The 26,310-nt window shown below is 39.4% G+C and carries 26 protein-coding genes, 1 tRNA gene and 1 pseudogene; 3 read left to right on the top strand and 25 right to left on the bottom strand.

Translation table 11 applies throughout. From position 1 onward, the window contains the following. Positions 1–2: 2 nt before the first annotated feature. The 7 genes from D2908_RS06450 to D2908_RS06485 all read right to left on the bottom strand — a co-directional run bounded on the left by D2908_RS06450 (position 3) and on the right by D2908_RS06485 (position 8,922). On the bottom strand, positions 3–896 hold the full coding sequence (locus D2908_RS06450; protein ID WP_117305760.1) for an ABC transporter permease: 894 nt from the start codon (positions 894–896) through the stop codon (positions 3–5). An 11-nt stretch (positions 897–907) separates the two neighbouring features. Beyond that, positions 908–1,885 (bottom strand): ABC transporter substrate-binding protein, encoded by a 978-nt coding sequence (locus tag D2908_RS06455; RefSeq protein ID WP_117305761.1) that lies wholly within the window; start codon positions 1,883–1,885, stop codon positions 908–910. 546 nt (positions 1,886–2,431) lie between these two features. Further along, positions 2,432–3,358: an ATP-binding cassette domain-containing protein gene (locus tag D2908_RS06465; protein WP_117305763.1), complete on the bottom strand. Its 927-nt coding sequence runs from the start codon at positions 3,356–3,358 to the stop codon at positions 2,432–2,434. 10 nt (positions 3,359–3,368) lie between these two features. Then, positions 3,369–4,436, bottom strand: coding sequence for an ABC transporter ATP-binding protein (locus D2908_RS06470; protein ID WP_117305765.1), 1,068 nt, complete (start codon positions 4,434–4,436; stop codon positions 3,369–3,371). Between the two features lie 8 nt (positions 4,437–4,444). Continuing rightward, complete coding sequence (gene oppC, locus D2908_RS06475) at positions 4,445–5,371, bottom strand: oligopeptide ABC transporter permease OppC (protein WP_117305767.1); 927 nt, start codon at positions 5,369–5,371, stop codon at positions 4,445–4,447. Further along, positions 5,371–6,867, bottom strand: a complete 1,497-nt coding sequence (locus D2908_RS06480) for an ABC transporter permease (protein ID WP_117305769.1) — start codon at positions 6,865–6,867, stop codon at positions 5,371–5,373. The genes oppC and D2908_RS06480 overlap by 1 nt, the downstream gene beginning before the upstream one ends. A gap of 66 nt (positions 6,868–6,933) precedes the next feature. After that, positions 6,934–8,922 (bottom strand): peptide ABC transporter substrate-binding protein, encoded by a 1,989-nt coding sequence (locus D2908_RS06485; RefSeq protein WP_117305771.1) that lies wholly within the window; start codon positions 8,920–8,922, stop codon positions 6,934–6,936. A 158-nt stretch (positions 8,923–9,080) separates the two neighbouring features. On the opposite strand from D2908_RS06485, the gene D2908_RS06490 reads away from it, so the two are divergent. Continuing rightward, positions 9,081–9,151: transfer RNA gene (locus D2908_RS06490), tRNA-Cys, on the top strand. 243 nt (positions 9,152–9,394) lie between these two features. On the opposite strand, the gene D2908_RS06495 is transcribed toward D2908_RS06490, so the two are convergent. The 11 genes from D2908_RS06495 to D2908_RS06545 form a co-directional block, all read right to left on the bottom strand. After that, complete coding sequence (locus D2908_RS06495) at positions 9,395–10,726, bottom strand: hemolysin family protein (protein ID WP_117305773.1); 1,332 nt, start codon at positions 10,724–10,726, stop codon at positions 9,395–9,397. A 266-nt stretch (positions 10,727–10,992) separates the two neighbouring features. Then, positions 10,993–11,817, bottom strand: a complete 825-nt coding sequence (gene endA / locus D2908_RS06500; protein ID WP_117305775.1) for a DNA-entry nuclease EndA — start codon at positions 11,815–11,817, stop codon at positions 10,993–10,995. A gap of 38 nt (positions 11,818–11,855) precedes the next feature. After that, positions 11,856–12,044 (bottom strand): DNA-directed RNA polymerase subunit beta, encoded by a 189-nt coding sequence (locus tag D2908_RS06505; protein ID WP_004241151.1) that lies wholly within the window; start codon positions 12,042–12,044, stop codon positions 11,856–11,858. After that, a complete protein-coding gene (gene murA, locus D2908_RS06510; protein ID WP_117305777.1) occupies positions 12,037–13,320 on the bottom strand; it encodes a UDP-N-acetylglucosamine 1-carboxyvinyltransferase in 1,284 nt (427 codons plus the stop codon). Before murA ends, D2908_RS06505 begins: the two co-directional genes overlap by 8 nt. 23 nt (positions 13,321–13,343) lie before the next feature. Then, the gene (locus D2908_RS06515) at positions 13,344–13,574 is read right to left on the bottom strand and encodes a DUF1146 family protein (RefSeq protein ID WP_117305779.1); all 231 of its coding nucleotides are present in this window, start codon (positions 13,572–13,574) and stop codon (positions 13,344–13,346) included. A gap of 57 nt (positions 13,575–13,631) precedes the next feature. Continuing rightward, entirely contained in the window at positions 13,632–14,669 is a 1,038-nt protein-coding gene (locus D2908_RS06520) for a SepM family pheromone-processing serine protease (protein WP_117305781.1), read from the bottom strand. Beyond that, the gene (coaD, locus tag D2908_RS06525; RefSeq protein WP_117305783.1) at positions 14,653–15,141 is read right to left on the bottom strand and encodes a pantetheine-phosphate adenylyltransferase; all 489 of its coding nucleotides are present in this window, start codon (positions 15,139–15,141) and stop codon (positions 14,653–14,655) included. The genes D2908_RS06520 and coaD overlap by 17 nt, the downstream gene beginning before the upstream one ends. Next, a complete protein-coding gene (gene rsmD / locus D2908_RS06530; protein ID WP_117305785.1) occupies positions 15,131–15,670 on the bottom strand; it encodes a 16S rRNA (guanine(966)-N(2))-methyltransferase RsmD in 540 nt (179 codons plus the stop codon). The genes coaD and rsmD overlap by 11 nt, the downstream gene beginning before the upstream one ends. A 64-nt stretch (positions 15,671–15,734) precedes the next feature. Then, entirely contained in the window at positions 15,735–16,727 is a 993-nt protein-coding gene (asnA, locus tag D2908_RS06535) for an aspartate--ammonia ligase (protein WP_117305787.1), read from the bottom strand. 110 nt (positions 16,728–16,837) lie between these two features. Beyond that, the gene (locus D2908_RS06540) at positions 16,838–17,521 is read right to left on the bottom strand and encodes a Bax inhibitor-1/YccA family protein (protein ID WP_117305789.1); all 684 of its coding nucleotides are present in this window, start codon (positions 17,519–17,521) and stop codon (positions 16,838–16,840) included. 54 nt (positions 17,522–17,575) lie between these two features. Next, positions 17,576–18,316 carry an RNA methyltransferase gene (locus tag D2908_RS06545; protein WP_117305791.1) on the bottom strand — a complete coding sequence of 247 codons (741 nt, stop codon included), beginning with the start codon at positions 18,314–18,316 and terminating at the stop codon, positions 17,576–17,578. Positions 18,317–18,349: 33 nt separating this feature from the next. Here D2908_RS06545 and D2908_RS06550 point away from each other — a divergent pair, with 33 nt between their 5' ends. Together D2908_RS06550 and yidC are read left to right on the top strand one after the other, a co-directional pair. After that, positions 18,350–18,628 carry an acylphosphatase gene (locus D2908_RS06550; RefSeq protein ID WP_049496243.1) on the top strand — a complete coding sequence of 93 codons (279 nt, stop codon included), beginning with the start codon at positions 18,350–18,352 and terminating at the stop codon, positions 18,626–18,628. 77 nt (positions 18,629–18,705) lie between these two features. Beyond that, entirely contained in the window at positions 18,706–19,632 is a 927-nt protein-coding gene (yidC, locus tag D2908_RS06555; protein WP_117305793.1) for a membrane protein insertase YidC, read from the top strand. A 144-nt stretch (positions 19,633–19,776) separates the two neighbouring features. On the opposite strand, the gene D2908_RS06560 is transcribed toward yidC, so the two are convergent. The 7 genes and pseudogenes from D2908_RS06560 to D2908_RS06590 all read right to left on the bottom strand — a co-directional run bounded on the left by D2908_RS06560 (position 19,777) and on the right by D2908_RS06590 (position 26,244). Next, positions 19,777–20,865: a HAMP domain-containing sensor histidine kinase gene (locus D2908_RS06560; protein ID WP_117305795.1), complete on the bottom strand. Its 1,089-nt coding sequence runs from the start codon at positions 20,863–20,865 to the stop codon at positions 19,777–19,779. Then, complete coding sequence (locus D2908_RS06565) at positions 20,835–21,521, bottom strand: response regulator transcription factor (protein ID WP_117305797.1); 687 nt, start codon at positions 21,519–21,521, stop codon at positions 20,835–20,837. The genes D2908_RS06560 and D2908_RS06565 overlap by 31 nt, the downstream gene beginning before the upstream one ends. Before the next feature lie 61 nt (positions 21,522–21,582). Beyond that, a complete protein-coding gene (locus D2908_RS06570; RefSeq protein WP_117305800.1) occupies positions 21,583–22,302 on the bottom strand; it encodes an ABC transporter permease in 720 nt (239 codons plus the stop codon). Position 22,303: 1 nt separating this feature from the next. Further along, entirely contained in the window at positions 22,304–23,089 is a 786-nt protein-coding gene (locus D2908_RS06575) for an ABC transporter permease (protein ID WP_117305801.1), read from the bottom strand. Position 23,090: 1 nt separating this feature from the next. Then, complete coding sequence (locus D2908_RS06580) at positions 23,091–23,801, bottom strand: ATP-binding cassette domain-containing protein (RefSeq protein ID WP_049551412.1); 711 nt, start codon at positions 23,799–23,801, stop codon at positions 23,091–23,093. A gap of 272 nt (positions 23,802–24,073) precedes the next feature. Then, a pseudogene (gene pflA, locus D2908_RS06585) lies at positions 24,074–24,868 on the bottom strand (pyruvate formate-lyase-activating protein). 125 nt (positions 24,869–24,993) lie between these two features. Beyond that, positions 24,994–26,244 carry a diaminopimelate decarboxylase gene (locus D2908_RS06590; RefSeq protein ID WP_117305803.1) on the bottom strand — a complete coding sequence of 417 codons (1,251 nt, stop codon included), beginning with the start codon at positions 26,242–26,244 and terminating at the stop codon, positions 24,994–24,996. Positions 26,245–26,310 lie beyond the last annotated feature (66 nt).

Below are 26,310 nucleotides of genomic sequence, written 5' to 3' on the forward strand. Positions count from 1 at the left end.
TCCTATTCATTTCTCAATTTCAGACCACGAATCTTTAATCTCTTTTGCAATTCTGGTGCAAATAAAACCAAAGCGAGCAAGATTGCATTAAAGAGACGAACCAGATTTTGATCTAAATTTGGAATTTCATAAATATTTAAAATAATCAAACGGTAAACAATAGCACCGATTCCGATGGATAACAAGCGGCCTCCAATGGTCAAGTCATGTATCAAGACTTCCGCAATAATCACTGCACTCAAACCAACAACAATGGTTCCTGTCCCAGAAGTCACATCTGAAAATCCATCATTTTGGGCAAACAAGGAACCACATAGGGCAATCAAGCCGTTTGAAATCATGTAACCAACAATCTTCATGGTGTCTACATTGACCCCATTGGCCTCACTCATCGGAATATTGTCCCCAGTCGAACGCAAGACCAAGCCAATCTCTGTTTTCATCAAAAGAGTCAAGACCAAACAAACAAGTAAGAGACAGGCTAAACTGAATGAGAAAACAGCTTCTTCATTTGTTAGCCCCAAACTCGCCAATTGTTTAAAGACGGTTGCAGAATCTCCCAAGGAAAGATTGGGCACGCTTCCCATGATTTTAATGTTGATGGAATAAAGTCCTGTCAAGGTCACAATCCCTGTCAAGAGAGCTGGGATTTTCATCTTGGTATGGAGCATTCCTGATACAAGACCTGCTACCATACCCGCCAGCAAAGCAAGTAAGGTCGCAATCCAAGGATTTGTCCCTGCCTGTATCTGAGATACGACAACAGCCGCTCCCATTGGAAAAGCTCCTTCAGCAGTCATATCCGCAATGTCCAAAATACGGAAAGTCAAGTAGACCCCAATGGCCATAATCGACCATAGTAAACCTTCTGATAAACTAGATAATACAAAATTCATCTTAAATCTCCTTATTCCTTGCCTTCTAACTTACTAATATCAATTCCCAATGCATCTGCCATTTCTTGATTAGTATGCAATTCCAGTTTTTCAGGCAACTCAACTGCTATATTTTCTGGCTTCTCACCTTTTAAAATACGAATCAACATGCGTGCTGTCTGTCTTCCCAATTCTTCATAATTGGTACCGTAGTTATACAAGCCACCAACAGCAACCATTTCTGTTGAACCACCAAATACTGGAACCTTATGTTTAATTGAAACCTGCTTGACTGTTTCCATGGTTGATGAAATGATATTATCCGTTGGTACAAAAACCATATCCACCTCTGCCATCAAGCTTTCTGCTGCCGCCTTGACGTTGTTACTGTCCAAGATTGTTTTTTCAACAACAGTAAAGCCTTTTTCTTCCAGAAGGCGCTTAGCTTCATCCTTTTGGACAACTGAGTTTGGCTCGCTCTGAGTATAGAGAATTCCAATCGTTTTAGCCTTTGGCAACACTTTCTTTATCAAATTGATTTGGGTTAAAATGGCATCTGATGACTGGTCACTTGTACCAGTTACATTGCCCCCAGGATGCTCTCTTGACTCAACCAACTTGGCACTGACAGGATCTGTTACCGCTGAAAAGATAACCGGTGTCGTTTGTGTTGTATTGGCCAAGCTCTGAGCAGAAGGCGTTGCGATGGCTAGAACGACATCACTAGATTCTGCTAGTTGCTGGGAAATGGTTTTTAGATTTCGTTGTTCTCCCTGTGCATTTTGCAAATCAATCTCGATATTTTTCCCTTCAACATAGCCTTGCTTAGCCAGCTCATGCACAAAACCTTCTCTAGTAGCGTCCAAAGATTGATGAGTAATAAACTGCGAAATACCGATACGAAAAACATCTTTTTTCTTATCTGCCTTCAACTGATGCAGACTAATTAGAGAGGTCAAGAGGATACCCACTACCAAGAGAGGGGCTAGTAATTTTCGAACAACTTTCATAAGGAAACTCCTTCTCAGAAAAGATAATACTCAATGAAAATCAAAGAGCAAACTAGGAAACTAGCCGCAGGCTGTACTTGAGTACGGCAAGGCGACGTTGACGTGGTTTGAATTTGATTTTCGAAGAGTATAAAACAAAAAACCGCCTAGATAATACCTAAACGGATGCTTGAAATAATCTAACAAGTTATAACTTTGCTAGTCCATTTAGATATTCATCTATATGGACTACAATCAAAAATCTTAGCCACATAGATACAAACAAATTGCTTGAACTGTTTGCATCCATGGTGACATGTCTACAAACACTATCTAAAGTAGCTAAAGTAAAAGTTTTGATTCATCGTTACAGCTTGTTTCTTATTCATTTCTTTTTCTGCTTTCTTTTTTGATGTTTCCTATCTTACCACCTTTTTCATCACCTGTCAAGAATATTTCAGAATTTTTTAAAATTTTTCGAAAATTCTTTCAAAGTTTTTCAAATCAGTCCAACAAAAAAGGTTTATAATTTCCATAAAAGTTGACATGGAAATTATAAAACCATTATTAGTTTAATCCTTGTTGGTAACGTGCCAATTCGGCTTGGTTAGCCCAAACATAGTGACCTGGACGAATTTCAACCATAGAAGGTTTATCAGTCTCATAGTCGTGTTGACTTGGGTCATAAACCTTCAGGACCTTCTTTCGTTCCAATATTGGATCTGGAATTGGTACCGCAGAAAGCAAGGCCTGAGTATATGGATGAATTGGATTGTTAAACAATTCTTCTGTTTCTGCAACCTCTACAATAACACCCTTGTAAATAACCGCGATACGATCTGAAATAAAACGAACAACCGACAAGTCATGGGCGATAAAGAGATAGGTCAAACCAAGTTCTTTTTGGAATTTTTTGAGCAAGTTCAAGATTTGGGCACGTACAGAAACGTCCAAGGCTGAAATAGGCTCATCCGCAATAACAAAGTCTGGTTGCATGACTAAGGCACGGGCAATACCGATACGTTGACGTTGACCACCTGAGAATTCATGAGGGTAACGAGTCAAGTGCTCAGCAAGCAGACCTACTTCACGGATAATATTTTGAACTTTCTCCTTACGTTCTTCTTCATCCTTAAATAAATGGTGATTGTAAAGACCTTCAGAAATAATATAATTGACAGTCGCACGCTCATTCAAACTTGCGGCAGGATCTTGGAAAATCATCTGGATACGACGAATTAATTCCGCAGCTTGTTCACGCGACTTCTTACCATTAATCTTTTGACCATCAAAAATGATATCACCATTACTCGTATCATTTAACCCAATAATCGCACGACCAATAGTTGTTTTCCCACTACCTGACTCACCTACAAGCGAGAAAGTTTCTCCCTTGTTGATAAAGAAGTTAGCATTTTTAACCGCGACAAACTTCTTACTTCCTTCACCGAAGGAAATTTCTAAATCTTTGATTTCTACTAATTTTTCAGACATTTCCTTCCTCCTAGTCTGCCAGATGGGCAAATCCCATTTTTTCACGGATTTTATCGTGGAGATTTGCAATCACAGCTGGTTTTTCTACTTTTGGAGCATCCTCATGAAGAAGCCAAGTTTTAGCCCAATGCGTCTCTGATACTGAGAATTGAGGGGCTTTTTGTTCGAAGTCAATCTGCATTGCATAGTCAGAACGCAAGGCAAAAGCATCCCCTTTCAGGTCAGTATAAAGTGACGGAGGTGTTCCTGGGATTGAGTAAAGATCCCCTTTATCATCAGCAAGCTGAGGCAAGCTAGACAAGAGACTCCATGTATATGGATGGCGAGGGTCATAGAAGACTTCCTCAACAGTTCCATACTCAACGATTTCTCCTGCATACATAACTGCTACCTTATCCGCAATACTTGCTACCACACCAAGGTCGTGGGTGATAAAGATGGTTGTGAAATTGTACTCATTTTGCAAGGACTTCAGCAAATCAATAATCTGAGCTTGAATGGTTACATCAAGGGCAGTCGTTGGCTCATCGCAGATCAAGACATCTGGTCGGCAGGCAAGGGCAATCGCAATAACGATACGTTGACGCATTCCTCCAGAATATTGGAAGGGGTATTCATCAAAACGTCTACCTGCGTCTGGAATCCCAACCTTATTCATATAGTCAATGGCCAATTCTTTTGCTTCTTTGGCTGTTTTTCCTTGGTGTTTTACAATAACTTCTGTAATCTGACTACCAATTGTTTTAATTGGGTCCAAACTAGTCATTGGGTCCTGGAAGATAGTCGCAATCTTAGCACCACGAATTTGTTCCCAATCCTTGTGAGAAGACAAGACAGTCAAATCTTGACCACGGTAGTCAATACTTCCTTGGGAAATGCGACCATTTTCTTCAAGCATACCTGTGAAGGTCTTTGTCAAAACAGATTTACCTGATCCTGACTCCCCTACCAAGGCTAACACTTCCCCTTCAACTAGTTCAAGGGAAACGCCACGAATGGCTGTCAAGACTTTGTCACGAACGTCAAATTCCACGACAATATCGCGAGCAGTCAAAATTACATTTTTTTCTTTTGTCATTTCTACTCCTATCTATGTGTACGTGGATCACTAGCATCCGCTAAGTTTTGACCAACTACGAAAAGGGACAAGGATACCAAGACAAGGGTTGTCAATGGAATCCAGAACAAGTAAGCATTGGTTGTTACATTTTGTGAATAATCCGAAATCAAACGACCCAAACTTGGTACCGTAATTGGTAGCCCAAGACCAAAGAAAGATAGAAAGGCTTCGTATGAGATAAAGCTTGGAAGCATTTGAGTCATCGTTGTCACAATAACAGATACCAATTGCGGCATGATATTTTTAGCAACAATCTTCAAGGTCGGTGTTCCCAAAGTACGTGAAGCCAAGTTGTACTCCAAGTCACGATAGCGCAAGATTTGCACACGAATCATGAAGGCTATCCCAATCCAAGTCGTTACACTCATGGCAAAAATCAGGTTCCAGAACCCAGCTCCGATTGAGTAAGTCAAGACAATGACAATCAAAAGAGATGGGATATTTGAGATGACGTTGTAAACTTCCATCATCACACGGTCGACTGATTTTGAAATTCCCCAAATACCACCGACAAAGACACCGATAACCAAGTTAATCATTGTCGCAATCACAGAAATGAGGATAGAGTTACGCGCTCCGAACCAAACACCGTCAAAGAGCGATTTACCATTACTGTCGGTACCGAACCAATGCTCAGCATTTGGCTTGATATAACGAGCACTAAAGTCGTTTACCTTGCTGACATCATTGAAATCAAACTTAGAAAACATTGGGTAGATGAAACTCATCAAAATGATAGCTATCAAGATCCCCAACATGACTACAGTTGATTTTTTCTTCATAAATTGTCTAAACACTGATCTCCAGTATGAATAGGCTGGAGCATCAATGGTCTCAGAGGCAAAATCGTCACGTTTTACGAACTGAAATTTTTCTTTATCGATTGTAGACATTATTTGCCTCCTTTCTCAGTCAATTTAATACGTGGGTCAATAATTGTCATCCAAATATCTCCCAAAAGAAGTGAGAAGATAGAAATACATGTAAAGATGAAAACAAGACCAACGACCATAGAATTATTAGATGCTTTTACAGAGTCAATCAACATTTTACCCATACCTGGGAAGGCGAAGACTGTTTCAGTAAGGGTTGCACCACCAATAACCCCGATAACCGCACCCGGAATTCCTGAAACCAACGGAACCATAGCATTTTTAAATATGTGTTTGTTTGAAATTTCTTTTTCAGACAAACCTTTGGCACGAGCAAAACGAACAAAGTCATGTGATTGTAAGTCAATCATGTAACGACGAATCCAAATAGCTGTACCAGGAGCACCCAACAAACCAAGGATAACTGCTGGTAAAACATACGAACGCCAATCTCCAGCACCCAAGATAGGGAATGAATCTGGCAAGCCGATTGAAGAACCAGCTAAACGGATAATATAAACCAAGGCAATGGTTGGAAGAGCCATCAAGAAGGTCAAAACACCTGTTGAGAAGCTATCAATCCACGTGTTCTTGAAGCGAGCCATGGCTGAACCAAGCGGTACAGCAATCGCATAAGAAATTACCAAACCAATCAATCCCACGACTGCAGAACTAACAATCATGGAAGGATATTGGTAGTTGCTTTCCGTAGCTGTATAAGGATCATCTTTTCCGTAGTTGGCTACCTCACGAGAGTCAGCCTGACTAGGTGATTTGTAGGTTCTTGAGTAAATATTTACAGAAGAAGTTTTCTTACCTGTTGGGAACTGAACTTGAGATGTTTTTGTTTGTCCTTGTCCCTGAGTAATAACCTGTAAAACTGGGCTATTAGCATAGGTTGGATAAGAGTCACCTAAATTAATGTTCACAAAGTTTTGATGCACAAATGGGAACTGACTGTTGAAGTACAAGAGATATTTGTGTTTGGTTCCTGAACCGACCAAGGACCATCCGATAGCTGGATCATTTTCGAAACGAAGGTAACGTTTCAAGTCTGGGTTTTCAGGGTCTTTGATTTTATTTGTATGGTCAATATCAATCAAGTTAGCATAAAATTTGAAAACACGTTCGAAAATTGGGATTTCACGAGTAGCGTAGAATTGCCCACTTTCAGTAAATTCTCCCAAGGTCCAACCATGACCGATCTGTTTGATGTATTTTTCGTAGATAGCCTTGTTGGTATCATTGGCTTCAACGGTTACAGAAGCATCCATCTGACTAGCTTTTTCTTGCAACTCTTTGGTATCGTAGTACTCGATATAGCCCATACGCTCATAAACAGTATTTTCATAGTTATCACGTTTATCAGCAGTTGTCGCAATTTTGTTATAGTTGGTATCCTGTTTGAAAATCAATTTTCGAGGAACCATTGTATAGATAATCGTGTAAGTCAAGGTTGTTACTAAGAAGATAGAAACCAATGACCGTAAAACACGCATAAAAATATATTTTTTCATATCATTTCTTTTAAAAATCCCAAAAGAACCTTCTCCTCATGGAGAGAAAGTTCTATTGAAAATTATTTACTTCACATGACTTGCCAATTCTTTTTGAGCTTTCTCGTTTGATTCAGTCTTTTCTTTCAACCATTTTTCACGAGCTTTTTCATACTCTTCTTTGGTGATTGCTTTTTCACCAACTTCAGTGTACTTCAAGTATCCTGAAGTTTCACCTTTAAGGCCGGCTACAGAATATGAAGAGCTAAATGGTAGAACTTTTGAAACATATGAAACAGCCGTTTCTTTAGGCCCTGCCATTACTGGAATTGTCAAAGCGTTGTCAGTCAACCAAGCTTGTGCTACTGCGTATTTTTCATAACGTTTTTGAACATCTTGGTTTTCACTGTTTGCGTCATCAAGTAATTTTCCATAATCAGCTAAAGCAAGTTTGCCCACTACTGATGCATCTGTATTTTGGTCAATACCAAGGTAAAGACGAGTACTTCCTCCCTTAAGGACGAACTGATCCAAGAAAGTAGAAGGATCTTGATAGTCAGGGTTCCATCCTAGCAAGGTATGGATATCCCAGTCTTGCTCTTTAGCTGTTGGAGCGCTAAATGAAATTGGTAAAGCTTCTGCTTGAGTCATTTGTTGTAAGTCTACAACAACATTATCTGAACCCAATACTTTTTCAATTGATTGTTTCAATGATTGAACACGGTTTACAACCGCTGTTGATTCTTGGATAACCAAAGCATCCAAGTGAATTGGAAATTCAACACCCTCAGCTTGTAGGCTTGATTTAGCTTTAGCAAAGACTTCTTTAGCTTTTTCTTCATTGTAAAGTCCATTTTGAGAATCTGCTAGAGACACGTTTGACCAAGTAGAAGAATTTGTCTTAGCCAAGCTTTCTTGTACCAACTCACCAAATGTTTTCTTACCAACTTGAAGATTATAAGGTGCAAACGTATTGCGGATGGCTACTGCGGCTCCATCAGTACCATTTGTTTGAGCAGAATAAGAATTACGATCGACTGCAAAGTTCAAGGCTTGACGGAATTCCTTGTTTAGCAATGCTTTCTGAGTAGATGTCTTTTGAGCATCACTTGTTTTGGCAGTGTGGTTATAGGTTGTACGACCATAATTCAAGCTGACAGTTGCAACACCCGCACCTGGTTCGTTAAAGTAAATATTATCTTTGAAGTCAGCTGCATATTTTTCATATGTAGAACTTGTAGGGAAGATACGAGCCTTGCTATATTGACCATCAGAAAAACCTTTAGCAATCACATCCTGGTCCTTACCATCCCAGAAAGTGAACTTAACGTTCTCAATTTTTACATTTTCTTTGTCCCAGTAAGCGTCATTTTTAGCCATCTCGATAGATGATTTTGGAGTTACAGCCTTCAAGACAAATGGACCGTTATAAAGAATAGAGTTAGCATCTGTTGGGGCACCAAAACCTTCCCCTTTTGAAGTTAAGAACTCTTCATTAACTGGCATCAAAACACCACTAGTTGTCTTGTCATTCCAGAAAGTTTCTGGCTGGTTCAAGGTATATTCTAGTGTTTGGTCATCAAGTGCTTTTACACCAACGGTTGAAAAATCGCTTGTTTCACCCTTGATGTAGCTTTCTAATCCCTTAATAGAAGAGCTAACAATTGAAAGTCCTTTTGATTTTCCATCTACAGCATGTTTCAAACCAGTAACGAAGTCTTTAGCAGTTACAGGAGCGTATTCTTCTCCCTCTGCTGTCACCCATTTAGCATCCTGACGGATTTTATAGGTATAAGTCAAACCATCTTTTGAAACTGTCCATGATTCAGCGATAGAAGGAACCAGATTACCATATTTATCGTTAGCCAACAAACCATCTACAGCATTCGTTGTGATAAAAGATGTTGAATCGATATTGCTAACGATATAATCCAAAGTTTCTGGGTCTGTTTGATAAACATATTGGTAATCTTTTGCTAGTTTAGCATTATTTGAACTAGTGTTTGAACACGCAGCTAGAACTCCTGACGCTAATAAGGTAGCCCCCGCTACAGCAAGCACTTGACTTTTTTTCATTTATTTACTCCTCTTTATAAAGTATAGGTTATCATCAATTATATCATAGATTTCAAGAAAAGTAAACGAATTTTCAGAATATTTAGGCTTATTGATACAAAAAATCTGAAAAAGCTATTGACTGAAAATCATTTTCAAGGTATAATAATAAACGTTAAGGCGGTATAGCCAAGTGGTAAGGCACGGCTCTGCAAAAGCTTGATCGTCGGTTCAAATCCGTCTACCGCCTTATTTTACCTAGTTTATAGGAATTCAACGAAAAGAAAGCTCTAGTTTACGGGCTTTTTGTTTTTCTTCCGATAAATAAAAACTTTGGTGAATGAATTGGGACAGACTTTTTCCCAGAATACGATTTCTATATGAAGGTAACTAAAATAAGCTCTAGTTTCTCGTATTCGTTGTTATAAAGTCCTTAAAGAACTTTTGAAGCTGAAAAAGACTTTTGTCACGCATGGTGACAAAAGTCTTTTGTTTACTCTGTTTCTTCTTCTAATTCAATTTCTGTAATTTGAACCTTGACTTTAGTCACACGCCCATTTTTAACTTTATCATTGATTAATGTAATGTGTTTGTTTGCACTTTCCAATTCATAGCTAAGTTTCTCAGTCGTTGGAATAGTTCCAACTCCTGTCAAATAATAACCAGCGATGGTATCAACGTCATCACTTTCCAGTTCAACATTAAAGTAGTCATTAAAGTCATTGAGATTCATGGTACCTTGAACGATGTAGGTATTCTCACCAATAGTATGAACATAAACTTCAGCACGGTCGGTTTCGTCGTCAATCTCTCCGACAATCTCCTCTAAGAGGTCTTCTAAGGTCACCAAACCAGCCATCCCACCGTATTCATCTAGCAAAATTGCCATTTGTCTTTGGGTATTGCGCAATTCTTTTAACAAGTCATCCACAAAAATAGTTTCAGGAACAAAAAGTGGATCTTGTAAAATTTTTTTCCATACGATGTTATCAAAACCATCTACAAAGGCTGCCTGGAGAAGACTCTTGGTGTGAACCAAACCAATGACATTGTCCTTGTCACCATCATAAACAGGAATACGAGAAAAGTTCTGTTTCAAGATACTTTGGATAATGGTTTGACTATCATCCTGAATATCTACCATAAAGGCATCCGTTCGAGGAACCATGACTTCTCTGGCCATTAATTCGTCCAGTGAAAAGATTCCCTGTAACATCTCAATTTCATCAGCATCTAGGGTTTCCTCACTATTGGTCAACATATAGGCAATTTCATCACGGGTCATTTTTTCGTCCACATCATCGAATGACATAGGTGTCAAATGGCTTAAGAAATTGGTTGAAGCAGACAAAAACCAAACAAAGGGACTCACTAGTTTTCCTAACCCAATGATAATCGGTGCTGTTCGAATCGCCAAGGCATCCTTTAGGTTAAGAGCGATTCTCTTAGGATACAATTCCCCAAAAACGATGGAAATATAAGTCAAAAATGCTAAAGATAGGAAACTTGCGACAGCATTAGCTGTTTCGCCATTTCCAAGCCAAGATGCAATCATACGTCCTAGAGTATCAGCTAAACTTGCCCCTGATAAGATCGTAATCAGGGTAATTCCTACTTGAATGGTTGATAAAAAATGGTTAGGATTTTCTAGTACTTTCTGCAGACGGATATAGCGTCTATCTCCCTCTTCTGCCTTTTGTTCAACTCGCGAACGGTTAAGAGAAACCATAGCCATTTCTGTGGCTGAGAAAAAAGCATTTAACACTGTCAAGATAAACAATAAAACAAATTGTAGCAACAAATTCTGACTACTTGGGTCTTCCATAGTTCTTCTCCTAAAATAGTATCTTATCCTTTATTATATCACAAAATATAGTCCAGTACATATTATTTTTTCTCATACTCTTCGAAAATCTCTTTAAACCACGTCAGCTTTATCTGCAACCTCAAAGCTGTGCTTTGAGCAACCTGCGGCTAACTTCCTAGTTTGCACTTTGATTTTCAATGAGTATTAGTGTCTATTGTAGCCCTACTTAAACTAGTAAAAACAACTCCTATATCCACAAGTGATATAGGAGTTGTTTTTGTATTTTACTGAGTAACAGTCACTTCTCCAGTTCGGTAATCCAGTTGAAGCCCCTTTTGAACATTGGGAACTAGGACATTAAATTCCAATTCCCCGTCTGAAGACTTGGCTTCAATCTGTGAAGCTGAAGGAACTAAGTCCTCTTTTGAAGCGTAATAGAGGGTTACACGGTAGCGGACACGCTTGTTTTGGTCCAAGGCTTTACGCACCATGCTTTCATAGTAGTTTTGACCAGTCGAATCCTCTGCCTGTGCCTGATTTGCCCAGGCTGTCTGAACAGCAATATTTTTAGGATTGCTTGTCGAGGCATCAAAACCATCCAAGCCACCGATTAAGGCATATCCTAACAAGTGACCTCTATCAACCGCATGGGTATAAGATCCCTTTAGATTCTTGACCTGATGCCAGCCTGGAGGAGTCCAAGAAGTCGAACCATTCCCAGTTTCTTCACGATTCTTGTACTGGCGAGTAGACTTAGACAAGAGGGCATTTGCTACAGTTGGCACTATTTCTTTGCCGACTGTCTTTGTTTTATTATCAGCGTAGGGCTTACTTGAAACCTTGGCATCTAGATTTGTTTTATTGCCATTGACGATAAAAGCACCTGATCCATTCCACTCAAGACTCCCTTTTATTTGGCTTTTGACTGCGTCTGTTAAGACACTTTCTGCCAATGCTTGACTTGGAGCTTCAGAAGCCTGTTTTTTCTGACTAACTTTGGTTTGGGGACTATTTGGTATCAACTGCATCTGCTGGATATAGTAGCTCCCCGCAGATAAAAGTAATAACACTAGCAGTCCGATCAGTGCCTGTCTTGTTTTTTTATCCATATTTCTCCCTTCCTTTAGAAAAAGGCTGGAAAGCCAGCCTAATTTCCTGTAAATTTATGGATTAATTCCTGCCATTTTGCTGGAGACAAGATAGCCCATGGATCTTGCCCCTTGCCCAAGATTCCATAACCCACCATTAAGCCAATTCCTAGAGCTAGAGCACCTAAAAACAGTACCAAAATGACTAGAAGTAAACGCTTGATTACGTAGCTTGATTTCTTATTCATCTTCATCACTTACCTCAATCCGCTGAATCTTAGCACCTAACTGTGCTAACTTCTCATGGAATCGGTAGTAACCTCTATCCAAGTGAATCAATTTACCGACCACAGTTTCTCCCTGTGCTACCAAACCTGTCAAAATCAAAGCTGCGCTGGCACGAAGGTCAGTTGAAAGAACTTCTGCTCCCTGGAGAGGCTGTCCACCAACAATACGAGCTGTATCACGGATAATCTCAGAATGCAAGCCCATGCGGCGCATTTCTTCTAGATGTTGGAAACGATTCTCGAAAACTGTCTCCACCATAGTTGATTCCCCTTTTGCAACGGTCATCAAGGCTGTAAATTGAGCCTGCATATCTGTTGGAAATCCTGGGTGGGGCAAGGTTTTCACATGGACGGCTTTTAGATTTTCTAGTTGAGAGCGAACTCGAATCCCTTCAGTCTCCTCTGTCACTTCCACTCCCATTTCAAGCAATTTGGCAATCAAGGGACGGTTGTGCTCCCAGACAGCGTCTTTAATCAAGACATCACCACCAGTCATGGCAGCAGCTACCATAAAGGTTCCTGCTTCGATACGGTCTTGGACTACATTGTGAGTCGTACCATGAAGTTTCTCAACACCGGTAATGGTAATAGTCTCTGTACCAGCACCCTTAACCTTAGCTCCCATTTCATTGAGAAGAATGGCTAGGTCAACAATCTCAGGCTCACGCGCAGCATTCTCAATCACTGTCACACCATCAGCCAGAGTCGCCGCCATCATTAAGTTTTGTGTAGCACCAACACTTGGGAAATCCATATATATAAGAGCGCCTTGCAAGCGGTCAGCCTTGGCTTCGATATAACCAGCTGTCTGGCTAATCTTAGCTCCCATAGCTTCTAGACCTTTCAAATGCAGATCAATAGGACGGCTACCAATCGTACAACCGCCTGGCATGGATACCTTAGCATGACCTACACGAGCAAGGATTGGCCCCAAGACAACGATGGATGCACGCATCTTGCTGACATACTTATAAGGAGCTTCCTCAGTGATATCGCCAGTCGCGTCCACCTCAACAAGATGAGCTTCTTCATTAAAATCCACCTTGGCATTCAAACCACGAACCACCTGATTCATAGTGAAAACATCTGACAAGATAGGAACGTTCTGCAAAACAGTCTTTCCTTCACTTGCTAGAATAGTCGCTGCTAACAAGGGCAAGACTGCATTCTTTGCCCCCTCGATCGTAACACTTCCTACCAGACGATTATCGCCACCTTGAACCACAATTTTTTCCATACTTATTTCCTTTACTCTTGATTTTATAATAGTCCTCTAAGTGCTTCTTGCCACAACTGATACAGGCTGATAAAGAAAGAACTCATGATGTAGCCCATTACAATGCTGAAAAAGGCTACTAGTAAACGAACTTTTCCTGTATTCTCAGTTGTCACTTTTAAAACCTTTTCCCATCTAACAAGATCCTTTAAAAGGTAAAAACTCACATAAATAAAGAGTATATGACTGCTTAGAGTGAATAATAATTGAACCATTTGACTATTATACCATCTTCTCTGTTTACGCGCTAGTTTGGAAATTCCCCTCAAAATCTAGGGATTGTTTTTCAAGTAATCAATTGCATCTTGTAGGGTTTTAACGGGCACGATTTTCATATCTGTCTTGATTGTTTTAGCTGCTTCCAGGGCTGTTTGGTAGTTGTTTTTCGCATCAGGATGTGCTTTTTGTTCTTCTTCGCTAACAGGGTTATCCGGGGCAAAGAAAATCGCGACACCTTCTCTAGCCGAAGCTACAACTTTCTTATCAATACCTCCAATGTCCCCCACATTCCCATCACGGTCAATGGTACCTGTACCAGCAACGATACGACCATTACGAAGGCCAGGGTCAGCTATTTGGGTATAGATGGCCAGACTAAACATGAGACCTGCACTTGGACCGCCGATACCAGCTGTTGAAAAGCGAATTGGGACATCACTGGTCACTTCCGTACGGTCAATCAAACCGATTCCAATTCCATTTTTGCCATTTTCCAAGGTGATAATCTTTCCTTCTGCAGACTTGGTTTGCCCATCCTCTTCATAGGTCACTTTAACTGAGTCTCCTAGCTTTTGAGAATTGACGTAATCAATCAAGTCTTTGGAACTATCAAAGGTCTGATCATTGACTGCTGTGACGGTATCAGAGATGTTAAGAATCCCTTTAAAGGTCGAATTATCCGTCACAGTCAAGACATAAACCCCAAGGTATTTGAGTTCAATATCCTTACCAGCTGTTTTTAGCCCTTGATACTTAGCCATGTTTTGTGATGTTTGCATGTAAAATTGATTGATCCGCATAAATTCTACATCAGAAGAACCACCTGTAGTCTCCTGGGCACTACGAATATCTGTAAAAGGCGTCAACCAAGCATAAATCATATGGGCTAAAGTAGCGTGTTGGACACCAACTGTAACGAATTGATAGGCACCTGCTTCCTTATCTTCTGTGTCATTGACTTTAAGGACTTGGCGAATATCTTCCGAACCACCTGGAACCTCTATGTAGTAGGGCAAGGGCACTACAAACGCCAAGAAAGTCACAATCAAGGCCGCAATAACATATAAGGGCCATCTAATCTTTTTTTTCATTTCTTATTTCCTCCAAAATACTCTCAGGAACATAGCAGGCAACATCCTGACCAAACTTCAAAAGCTCTCTCACGCCTGATGAACTGATATAGAGATGCTCCGGTCTGCTATGTAAATAAATGGTTTCTATACCAGGAGACAGCTGATGGTTGTAGTAATCAAAACTGGCTTCATATTGCAAATCTGACGCATTTCTCAAGCCTCGCACTAGGAAAGCAACCCCCAGTCTTTTTGCAACATCAACTACCAATTCATCATGAGAAGACACAACTTCAACATTTTCCAAATGTTTCACAGCTTTTTCTACCCCCCGTTTACGATTTTCGATAGGGAGAAACCCTTGTTTGTGAGGATTAAAAAAAATACCCACATAAAGCTTATCAAAAAGTCTGCTCGCCCGCTCAATCATATCCAGATGCCCATTTGTCATCGGATCAAATGAGCCTGTGAATAATCCAATCTTATCTGACATAGACTGTCACCTTACTAATTCCATAACTCTTTTCCTTCCAGATACCCAGACAGGCAATTTCTTCTGGAAGTTCAACCGTCTTATCCGTCTCACACACGACCATGACATCTTCAGAAAAAAGCTCTCTCTCAGCCATTTTTTCAATATCTGCTACGATTTGTTCCTTGGCATAAGGAGGGTCTAAGAAAATGAGGTCAAATTTCCCAGATATTTGTTCCAATGCTCTCTCTGCATCCATTTTGAGAAGTTGAAATTTTCCAACTTCCTTGGTCATCTGAATATTTTCAGCCACGATGGTCTGAGCCTTACGGTCTCGCTCCACCAAAACAGCGCTGGACATGCCACGTGAGACTGCCTCGATAGATAAACCACCACTACCTGCATACAGGTCCAAGACTCTTCCACCTTCAAAGTAGGGACCTATCATGTTAAAGATAGCTCCCCTAACCTTATCCGAAGTAGGTCTTGTCGTCTTGCCTTCTAGTGTCTTGAGGGGACGTCCCCCATAGATTCCTGATACGATTTTCATACCGTTTATTATACCAAATTATGAGCGAAAAGAGAAAGAAAACCGAACCTTGCGGTTCGATTCTTTACAAAATATTTTCGTAAGTATTTCTCACTTCTTGAGGCCAAACACTTGTTTGTACTTCTCCGATGTGTTTCTTGCGAAGTAGGAACATAGCCATCCGAGATTGTCCAATTCCTCCACCGATTGTAAATGGGAATAGGCCATTCAATAGAGCCTTGTGCCATTCCAATTCCAAGCGGTCTTCATCACCTGTGATGGCAACCTGACGGCGAAGCGTTTCTTCATCAACACGGATTCCCATAGAAGACAACTCAAAGGCTCCACCCAGAGACTCATTCCAGACAAGAATATCGCCATTTAGACCCTTGTAGCCATTTTCAGATTCGCTTGTCCAGTCATCATAATCTGGTGCCCGTCCATCATGTGGTTTACCGTCTGGTAATTCCCCACCGATACCAATCAAAAAAACAGCACCAAATTCTTTACAGATAGCATTTTCACGCTCTTTTGGTGTCAAGTCTGGGTAGCGTTCTACCAACTCTTCTGTGTGGATAAAGGTGATTTGTTTTGGCAAGATCGATTCGATGTCATAACGGGCTTCAACAGCTAGCTCAGTAAGACGAATAGCCTTGTAAATCTTCTCGACTGTTTCTTTTAGATAAGCGATATTCCGTTTACCATTTGGGATAACTTTCTCCCAGTCCCACTGGTCAACATAAACAGAGTGAGTCGCATCCAGCGAATCTTCGTCTGGACGAAGGGCCTTCATGTGGACAAAAAGCCCTTCACCTTCACCGAAACCAAAACGAGCCAAGGTATGGCGTTTCCATTTGGCAAGGGAGTGCACAACTTCATAAGTAGCATCAGGGATTTGGAGAACCTTGACCGATACGGCATTCTCCACACCTGATAAGTTATCCTGCATCCCGTCGCCGACCCTGCTCAAGATGGGACCTTGAACTTCGACAACTTCTAACTTATCTTTCAAATACTGGGTAAAAGTGTTTTTGACAAAGGAAATCTCTTCTTGTTGATGAATAAAACTTTTCTTCATAAACTACTCCTCAAAAATTAGTTAAAAGCATTATACACCTATTTCCAAGAAAAGGAAAGAGCGAATACGAAAAAACCAGTGCTCCTTCGAACACTGATGTTAGGGACTTTCTAGTCATTGCGACCAAAGATACGTAGAATACTTAGGAAAAGATTGATAAAATCAAGATAGATACTGAGAGCCATTGACACAACCCAACCTGTCGCTACGCGGCCTTGTGATTGTTCATAGACATAGCGAATTTTTTGGTTATCCCAAGCAATCAACCCAGAGAAGACCAAGACCATGGCTACACTAATCATATAATCAAAGAAACCGCTAGCCAAGAAAATATTGACTATCATAGCAATAATCAAACCGATGAGGGCTGCCATCATCGCTCGACCAATCCCACTCAAATCTTTCTTAGTGAACATACCGACTGCCGCCATGACAAAAAAGAGAAGGGCACTCGATACAAAGGCAGATAAAACTGTCCCTGGAGTATAGAAGGCCACCACAAAACTAAGGGTAAAGCCGTTTAATACTGAGTAAAGTAAAAATACTGGAAGAGCCGCTGGACTATTCTTTGAAGCCATACTGCTGGCAACGAAAACCAGAGCTAGCTCTGCAAAAGTAGCAATGGTCAGCCAGAGACGCCCCTGCATCAAAAAATAAACTAACTGAGACTGAAAGACCGTCAACATAAGGCCTGATACTAAAGCGGATAGCCCGATTCCAAGACCAACAAAGGCATAAACCTTAGCATAAAATTGATTGAGACCTGCGCGGTCGTGAATAATAGTGTGATTCATATTTTCTCCTTTTCTATGAATATCTTTCCTTGATTATAACAAAGAAAGTTAAAATTAGCTTAAATGAAAAATTAAAATGCCGGCTGCAACGGCAACATTCAAACTCTCCGCCTGCCCCTTCATACTAATGTGGACCAACTGGTCTGCACTTTCAGCCATGAGAGGACTAATTCCTTGACCCTCATTTCCCATGACTAGTACAAAATTTTCTATAGGAGGCAGTTCTCTGTAATCAACAGAATCTTTAGATAGAGTTGTTGCCAGCACAGGGATAGCTGCCTCTTTGGCTTCCTTAAGAAGCGCTTGACTAGACATCCTATAAATAGGCAGATGAAAATGACTGCCTTGCATGGAACGTAGGGTCTTGAGACTATAGATATCTGCCGACTTATCTGAAACAATTACTCCAGTAAAACCTGCTGCATCCGCAGTCCGAATGATGGTTCCTACATTACCAGGATCTTGCACATCTTCCAAAAATAAGAACTTTCCCTGACTAAAATCAACTTGTCCTACTTCTTCTTTTTGAACCAGCGCAACAATTCCCTGTGGAGTCTGAGAATCTGCCAAATCTAGCAAAATATCCTCTGAAACCCAGACAGTTTGCGGAAAAGCGGCTAACTGATCTCGGTAATTTTCTAAGGCAAAGATTTTCTCAATCGTCATCCCAGCTTGAACAGCTTCTTCAAACAAGTGCCATCCTTCAATCAAATAAGCAGACTTGCGGTATTTTTTTTGGTGTAATTTCTTGGCATTTTTTACCACAGAATTGGCTTTTGAGGTTATAATAGTCATAGAAACATTATAACACAATCAAGGAGGTTTGGTATGCAAAAGGTTAGAATGATTGCCCAAGGTAGGGTGCAGGGAGTCGGCTTTCGTTGGGGTGTCTATAGCTTAGCGCTTGAAATTGGTGGCATCACTGGCCGAGTATGGAATAACGACGATGGCACAGTGGAAATATTAGCCCAAGCAGACTCATCTGCTACCATGGCAAAATTTATCCAAGAAATCCGAAAAGGGCCGACACCTTTTTCAAAAGTCAGCTACTTAGATGTCGAACTAAGCAACTTTCCTCCTTACCCTGACTTTAAAATCGCAAATTAGGTCTCTAGAACTATTGTATATTTTACAAAAAAACAGTAGAATAGAAAGGTATAATTTTTAAAGAAGGAATAAAAACAGTGAAATCTATTAAACGTTTTGCACTCTCAGCTATGGGAGTGGCTATGTTGCTCGTATTGACAGGCTGTGTCCAAGTAGACAAAGCGACAGGCCAGCCAACAGGATTTATTTGGAATACGATTGGAGCGCCTATGGCTGAAGCTATCAAGTACTTCGCTACTGATAAAGGTCTAGGCTTTGGTGTCGCTATTATCATCGTAACCATTATCGTGCGCTTGATTATTCTGCCACTTGGTATCTACCAATCATGGAAGGCGACACTTCACTCTGAAAAGATGAACGCCCTCAAGCACGTCCTTGAACCACACCAAACACGTCTCAAGGAAGCGACTACTCAAGAAGAAAAACTCGAAGCCCAACAAGCTCTCTTTGCTGCTCAAAAAGAGCACGGCATCAGCATGTTTGGTGGTGTAGGATGTTTCCCTATCCTCATTCAAATGCCTTTCTTCTCAGCCATCTACTTTGCTGCCCAACATACTGAAGGTGTTGCTCAAGCAAGCTACCTAGGCATTCCTCTAGGTTCTCCAAGTATGATTTTGGTTGCCTGCGCTGGTATTCTTTACTATCTTCAATCGCTCCTTTCACTTCACGGAGTAGAAGATGAAATGCAAAGAGAACAAATCAAGAAAATGATTTACATGAGCCCACTCATGATCGTCGTCTTCTCCCTCTTCTCACCAGCTAGTGTCACACTTTACTGGGTTGTCGGTGGTTTCATGATGATTCTCCAACAGTTTATCGTCAACTATATCGTTCGTCCAAAACTTCGCAAAAAAGTCCGTGAAGAATTGGCAAAGAACCCACCAAAAGCACGTGCTTTCTCTACACCAAGCGGACGAAAAGACGTTACACCTGAGCAACCAACTGCTATCACAAGCAAGAAAAAACACAAAAATCGCAACGCTGGAAAACAACGTTCGAGATAAAGCTATGTAAATTATCCAATAATTAAAAAAAGAATGAATGATAAATAGTTTTCATCAACTAGATATCATTCATTCTTTTTTATTATCTACTTTCACATCTTAAATTTATTTAAATCCTATGATAACAAATTAGTAAGTAAATCACTATGATTTAATACAATTCACAGCTATTAAAACTTCTGCTCCCTCGTCTCTATTTCTAAGCTCAACTCGGCCTTTGTGTAGTTTTGCAACTCTACATACAAAACTAAGTCCAATACCATAATGTTGCTCTTTAACCGATCTAGCTTTATCCGTACGATAAAAGAGCTTCCCAAAATTAGTTAAAACTTCATCTGGAAATTCAGAGCCATTATTCCATATACCTATTTTCAATTCTTTCTCCTCTTGCTCTACCCTAATTTTAATTTTAGGATTCTGTTTATCTGCATACTCCAGAGCATTTGTTAAAATATTTTGTATTGCACGAATCAGAAGAGATGGATTTATATAATAGTTCCCAGTTCCTTTCACATTTTGTTCAAAAGAAAACTTCATCTGATCTTTTATCAAAAAAGAGACTTCTTTCTCTAATTCATTGATAAAATCTGAAGAGGAATACTCCGTCCAACCTGTCTCATCATCATAATAGGTTTTAGAGTAGTGAATCAATTGATTGAAATAATCTAGTAACTGTTGACTAGCTCTTCCTATATCTGCTAAGCATTCTTGAGATTGATCGTTTTCAGTTATCGCCTGTAAAAATTCCACATTTCCCCTAATAATGGTTAAGGGAGTCTTTAAATCATGAGAAGCTGCTGAAACCTGAAATATTAAATCTTCCTTCTGCTGTTTCTCATCAACTATTAATTGTCGAATTCTATCTTGCATCACAATAATCCGATTTCCTGTCTCGCGAAATTCTTTAACCGTTAAACTGTCTGTACATTCCCTCTCCAACCATATACTATTTTCATAAATCAAAGTCATTTCATAACTCAGTTTTTTCAACAATTTTCCAATGTGATAACTTATTAGAATAATCAATAAAACGCAAATATATATCCATGATGACACATTAAAAAAGATTGATAGAACACCACTATTGTTTAGAGGTTTCCCATCTTCATTTATTTGTATAGATACTGAAGCTAAGGGAATAAGATAGGCCATTAGTAAGCCAAGACTAAACTGCCAAATAATTCTCCAACAGGTTTCTCGAATTAATTGTCTAAAACTTTTGATTCTACCCATTGATATCCTCCACCGTACAAGGTTTTAATTGGATTTAATTGATAAGGTTTCAGCTTTTGACGAATTTGATAAATGTACTCTGAAACCGAACGTAAAAGCGCTTCTGAACTTTGTGGATATAGATAATTATAAATTTCCTCAATAGAATACATTTTACTTGGGTTGCTTGCCAAAAGATTCACTATGTCAAATTCCCTCCTTGTCAGAGCAATCTTATCATCGTTTACAAATAGTTCCTTACTATCCGTATATAGTATAAGCTTCCCAATCTTTATTTGATGAACATATCCTTTAATCCGTTCTTCACGACGTAAGTGCATTTTAACACGTGCTAACAATTCTTGCATACTAAAGGGCTTCATAATATAATCATCAGCACCTGCATTAATTCCAGCTACTAAATCTTCATCCATATCCTTAGCAGTTATAAAACAGATAGGAACAGTTATCTGCTCGCGAATCATCTGACAGATTTCTAAACCACTAACAGGCATCATAATATCTAATAAAATCAAGTCAAAGCCTGTAAAATCACAAAGATCAATCTCTTCTATCTTATTTCGTATGACTACTTCATATTTTTCATATTCTAGTACTTTTTTTATTAGGCGAAGAATAGCAAGATCATCATCTACCACCAAAATTTTATAAGCCATAACTCACCCTCCTGAATATATTATAGCACTAACTGAGAAAAAGACAGGATAACCCCTGTCTTTAGCGTACATTTTTTCCTATAAGTATCAATGTAGCAAATAGAAAAACAATTAATAACCAAACTATTTGTATCCCTAAGCCTTGCCACACTGGATAATAAAGAGACAATGGATAGGTATAAAAACAATTCATACTAGCTAGTAATGGTAAATTTCTAAACAAAGAACTGAATTGTAGTAACATTTGTCCTAACCCCAACAAAAGGGATAAACTTATTCCCAAAATTAAGATAAAAGACTGGGAAATAAATACAAAAATACCACTTAAAAGAGCGAAGGTTAGAATAGAAATACAAGCTGGAAATAGAATTGTTAGAACATGTTTAATATTGCTCAAAAGATTAATATTGTAGTATCCTTGGGCGATTAGTATACATAATGATATTACAGCGACCAATAATACAATTTCCATACATAATAAAATAGCTAGTTTACAGATTATAAATTTCAAACGATTTGGACATGTAAGAAAACTGGTACGAAGGCTAGAACCTGTAAATTCTTGACCTATAAATAGAACCGCTAGACTAACGAAACCTGCCTGTCCTAAATAGAGACTTTGCAGTAGCTGTTCCAAAACAAACTGTAGAGTCAACTGGTCTGGCTTACTATTTAAAAAAACAACCATCGCCGGAACACACAGTAATAGAGCACCTATAATCAACCAGTGCCAAGGATTCATAGTAAACTTGAGATACTCACTTTTAAGTTGCTCTTTCAACTTATTCACCTCCTCCAATATCTGACTTAAGTAAGCGGTAAATTGCTAAAGCCAAGAATGAGAAGTTCCAACAAAGTAACAATAAAATATTTTGTAAACTATTATGTTCTAAAATTTGAGGAGATGTAGCAATCAATCCTTGCCCCAATGCAACTGGAAGAAATTTTGCAACTGATATATAGTTTGCTAAGAATGTTCCTAAATTGTAGACTTGGGGAAGCAAAAATAATAGAGGAACAATGGCTGTTTTAAATGTCAAAGCCATAATATAGGCTAGAAGTCCCAACAAAGTCCAAGCTATACTGGCTAAAAATATATAGAACCAAACTGTTCCATTTAGTGAAAAAAGCAATAAGCCATCTTGTTCTAAAACATAATGTGTCATGTTAATCGTAAGGAATATTGATAGAAAGGAAATGAAAAAAGAAAATACAAGCCAAACTAATGTTTTTGAAACTAGGAAAGTAATTCGATTTGTAATAGAGAGGAGGCTTGTACGAATAGCAGAGCATTTATACTCCTCGGCTCCGTAAATTGAGCCTAGGATAATCATAATAAAAACACCAAATAAAGTGACATCAAAACCTAAAAATTCAATAGGAGGTATAGCTTCTGCTAATTCTGGATTTGTCTCTGGTGTAGCATGAATACCAACTGAAACAATTTGAGAAGCACCAATATTTGCTAAAAACGTTTGAAATACCAGTATCAAGAATAATACAACATGAGTAGCTCTCCTATAAAGTAATTTCAATATTTCAGAATGAAGAGAGTAAATAAGTGCCATGTCACTTTCCTCCCTCTGTTAAATTAAAGAAGACTTCTTCTAGTGAGGAAAGATTTTTCATCACTTCTTGTAAAGTCCCTTTTATAAGAACTTTTCCTTTATTTATGATAACTACATCATCTGTTACTGCCTCCACTTCCGATAATATATGAGATGATAGCAAGACAGTCTTCCCTTCTTGAGCTTGTTTTTTTATAAACTCTCTAAACCACCGAATTCCTCTTGGATCCAACCCATTAGTCGGTTCATCCAATATCAGATATTGAGGATTTCCTAATAGAGCTGTTGCAATTCCTAATCGTTGTCCTTCTCCTAATGATAATTTCCCAATTTTAGATTTTTTCTTATGGCTAATATCCACCATATCCAAGACTTGTTCAATTCGCTGACTGGATATCCCATTACTAGCAGCAACAATTTTCAAATGTTGATAAACAGTCCTATCGTCAGGAGCTCCTACACTGTCAAATGAAGCTCCTACAGTCTTTAGAGGAAATTTTAATTCCTTATAAGTCTGATCTCCAATTTTGGTAAGACCAGATGTTGCTTTGTCTAATCCTAATAAAATACGTAAGGTTGAACTTTTTCCAGCTCCATTTGGACCTAGGAAAGCAGTCACTCTACCTGCTTTTGCTTCAAAAGAAATATCTTTTAAAATTTGAGTTTGCCCATATGACTTACATAAATTTTTAATAGTAATACTTTGTTCCATAGATGTTCTCCTATTCTATTTAATATTTCTAAAAGTAACTATATCTTACATATTCATTTTCGGATTTTTTTCAGAATTTCAAGAGTCAAAAGATTTAATACTCAATGAAAATCAAAGAGCAAACTAGGAAGCTAGCCGCAAGCTGTACTTGAGTACGGTAAGGCGACGCTGACGTGGTTTGAAGAGATTTTCGAAGAGTATAAAATTTTGTTTTATTTAATTATATATATTTGTATAAACTTAAAAGCCCGATGTTTCCATCAGGCTTCTTTTTATCCATGTACACGTTTCATATAGTCTTGATAACTTTCGGTATCCATGAGTTTTTTAGCGTTTTTCACGCGGTCTGCTGTTGGTGGTTTGACCCCTTCGAGCGAATAAGGAATTCCCAATTCACGCCATTTGAACTCACCCATGGTGTGATAAGGTAGAATCTCAAACTTATCCACATTTTTGAGGGTCTTGACGAACTTCCCAAGTTCAATCAAGTCATCATCTCTATCTGTCAATCCTGGAACTAGCACGTGGCGAATCTAGACAGGTTTTCCAATATCTGATAGATACTTAGCACAAGCCAAGATATTTTTATTGGTTTGGCTAGTGACAATCTTGTGCTGTTCTTCGTTTATTTCCTTGATATCCAAGAGGACCAAGTCAGTGACAGCCATGAGTTTGTCAAATTTCTCAAGGTAACGTGGTTTATTACGGAATGGAAGGGCACAGGTATCCAAGGTACAGTGGATTCCTTTTTCCTTGGCCTTGGTAAAGAGGGCGATTAGGAAATCAATCTGCAAGAGGGCTTCTCCTCCACTGACTGTAATCCCACCCTTATTTCCCCAGAAACCGCGGTAGCGAAGAGCCTCTGTCAAGACATCATCTACCGTCCGTTCACGTGATTTATTAGACTCCATAGCCCAAGTGTCCGGGTTGTGGCAATACTGGCAACGCATGTGACAGCCCTGCAAAAAGACAATAAAACGAATGCCAGGCCCATCTACTGACCCAAAGCTTTCTGTCGAATGCACCATTCCTGTCACTTGTCCATAATCAATTGTTTCTTCAGACATATCGTTACCTTCCTTGAAAACGTTTTATAGTTTTATTATATCACGACTTGAAAGAAAAACAAGATTTTTGCCTATTTTTTAGAAAGCAATCTGTTTTTCAATTTCATTTTCAATTACTTATCATTTTATTCTTCAAAATCAAAGCCATACAAGGTTGCAAAGTAGTCCTCAGGGCGCTCTGCACGGCGGATTTGACGGGCTTTACCTTCTTTGGTATAGAGGATTTCTGCAGAACGAAGTTTGGCGTTGTACTGGTAGCCCATTGAAAAACCGTGGGCACCTGTATCATGAATTACCAGCAAATCACCGATTTCTGTATGAGGCAGTTCGCGATTCACTGCAAATTTATCATTGTTTTCACAGAGTGAACCAACCACATCTACCACTTCAGTTGGTCCATCTGGATGGGTCACGTTAGTAATATGATGATAAGCTCCGTACATAGCTGGACGCATAAGGTTGACTGCTGATGCATCCACACCTAGATAGGTACGGTAGGTTTCCTTCTTATGAGTGACTCTTGTGACCAAAGCACCGTGAGGTGCCAACATAAAACGACCCAATTCGGTGAAAATCTTAACCTGACCAAGACCTGCTGGCGTAAGGACCTCTTCATACACCTTACGAACTCCTTCACCAATCAAGGCAATATCATTTGGTTCCTGGTCTGGACGATAATTGACACCAATACCGCCAGAAAGATTGATAAAGTCTAGCCAAATGCCCAACTTTTCCTTGATTTCAACAGCCAATTCAAAAAGCTGACGAGCCAACTCTGGATAATAGAGATGGGTCACGGTATTGGATGCTAGGAAGGAGTGAATCCCAAAAGTCTTGGATCCTTTTTCCTTCAAGATGGCAAAAGCTTCAAAGAGCTGGTCCTTGGTCATGCCAAACTTGGCTTCTCCAGGATTGTCCATAATATCTGTTCCTAGCTCAAAAACGCCTCCAGGATTGTAACGACATGAGATGATTTCTGGAATGCCTGCTGCACGTTCTAGATGTTCAATATCTTCAAAGGCATCCAAGTTAATAGTCGCACCCAATTCACGCGCATAAGCATACTCTCTATCTGGAGTATTGTTAGATGAGAACATCATATCCGCCCCTGAAAACTCAAGCTTATGACTCATCAAGAGCTCTACATAACTAGAGCAGTCCACACCGCAGCCTTCCTCTTGGAGAATTTTTAAAATGGCTGGTGTTGGAGTAGCCTTAACTGCAAAGTATTCTTTAAAGCCCTTGTTCCACGAAAAGGCTTGATTGACGGCCCTTGCCTTCTCGCGGATCCCCTTCTCGTCATATAAGTGAAAGGGAGTCGGAAACTCGGAAACAATCGCTTCTAAGTCTTCTCTTTCGATAAATGGTATTTTCATACGCTTCCTTCTATTCTATTTGCAAAGAAAGGCTGGGACAATCGTTCCAACCTTTAATTCTATCTT

Origin of the sequence: Streptococcus sp. LQJ-218 (assembly GCF_003428885.1) — a bacterium.
In the GTDB taxonomy this organism is placed as follows: domain Bacteria; phylum Bacillota; class Bacilli; order Lactobacillales; family Streptococcaceae; genus Streptococcus.

Coding starts and splice junctions, on each gene's coding strand:
- D2908_RS06450 (WP_117305760.1), bottom strand. CDS start 896: ATGAATTTTGTATTATCTAGTTTATCAGAAGGTTTACTATGGTCGATT.
- D2908_RS06455 (WP_117305761.1), bottom strand. CDS start 1,885: ATGAAAGTTGTTCGAAAATTACTAGCCCCTCTCTTGGTAGTGGGTATC.
- D2908_RS06465 (WP_117305763.1), bottom strand. CDS start 3,358: ATGTCTGAAAAATTAGTAGAAATCAAAGATTTAGAAATTTCCTTCGGT.
- D2908_RS06470 (WP_117305765.1), bottom strand. CDS start 4,436: ATGACAAAAGAAAAAAATGTAATTTTGACTGCTCGCGATATTGTCGTG.
- oppC (WP_117305767.1), bottom strand. CDS start 5,371: ATGTCTACAATCGATAAAGAAAAATTTCAGTTCGTAAAACGTGACGAT.
- D2908_RS06480 (WP_117305769.1), bottom strand. CDS start 6,867: ATGAAAAAATATATTTTTATGCGTGTTTTACGGTCATTGGTTTCTATC.
- D2908_RS06485 (WP_117305771.1), bottom strand. CDS start 8,922: ATGAAAAAAAGTCAAGTGCTTGCTGTAGCGGGGGCTACCTTATTAGCG.
- D2908_RS06495 (WP_117305773.1), bottom strand. CDS start 10,726: ATGGAAGACCCAAGTAGTCAGAATTTGTTGCTACAATTTGTTTTATTG.
- endA (WP_117305775.1), bottom strand. CDS start 11,817: ATGGATAAAAAAACAAGACAGGCACTGATCGGACTGCTAGTGTTATTA.
- D2908_RS06505 (WP_004241151.1), bottom strand. CDS start 12,044: ATGAATAAGAAATCAAGCTACGTAATCAAGCGTTTACTTCTAGTCATT.
- murA (WP_117305777.1), bottom strand. CDS start 13,320: ATGGAAAAAATTGTGGTTCAAGGTGGCGATAATCGTCTGGTAGGAAGT.
- D2908_RS06515 (WP_117305779.1), bottom strand. CDS start 13,574: ATGGTTCAATTATTATTCACTCTAAGCAGTCATATACTCTTTATTTAT.
- D2908_RS06520 (WP_117305781.1), bottom strand. CDS start 14,669: ATGAAAAAAAAGATTAGATGGCCCTTATATGTTATTGCGGCCTTGATT.
- coaD (WP_117305783.1), bottom strand. CDS start 15,141: ATGTCAGATAAGATTGGATTATTCACAGGCTCATTTGATCCGATGACA.
- rsmD (WP_117305785.1), bottom strand. CDS start 15,670: ATGAAAATCGTATCAGGAATCTATGGGGGACGTCCCCTCAAGACACTA.
- asnA (WP_117305787.1), bottom strand. CDS start 16,727: ATGAAGAAAAGTTTTATTCATCAACAAGAAGAGATTTCCTTTGTCAAA.
- D2908_RS06540 (WP_117305789.1), bottom strand. CDS start 17,521: ATGAATCACACTATTATTCACGACCGCGCAGGTCTCAATCAATTTTAT.
- D2908_RS06545 (WP_117305791.1), bottom strand. CDS start 18,316: ATGACTATTATAACCTCAAAAGCCAATTCTGTGGTAAAAAATGCCAAG.
- D2908_RS06550 (WP_049496243.1), top strand. CDS start 18,350: ATGCAAAAGGTTAGAATGATTGCCCAAGGTAGGGTGCAGGGAGTCGGC.
- D2908_RS06560 (WP_117305795.1), bottom strand. CDS start 20,865: ATGGGTAGAATCAAAAGTTTTAGACAATTAATTCGAGAAACCTGTTGG.
- D2908_RS06565 (WP_117305797.1), bottom strand. CDS start 21,521: ATGGCTTATAAAATTTTGGTGGTAGATGATGATCTTGCTATTCTTCGC.
- D2908_RS06575 (WP_117305801.1), bottom strand. CDS start 23,089: ATGGCACTTATTTACTCTCTTCATTCTGAAATATTGAAATTACTTTAT.
- D2908_RS06580 (WP_049551412.1), bottom strand. CDS start 23,801: ATGGAACAAAGTATTACTATTAAAAATTTATGTAAGTCATATGGGCAA.
- D2908_RS06590 (WP_117305803.1), bottom strand. CDS start 26,244: ATGAAAATACCATTTATCGAAAGAGAAGACTTAGAAGCGATTGTTTCC.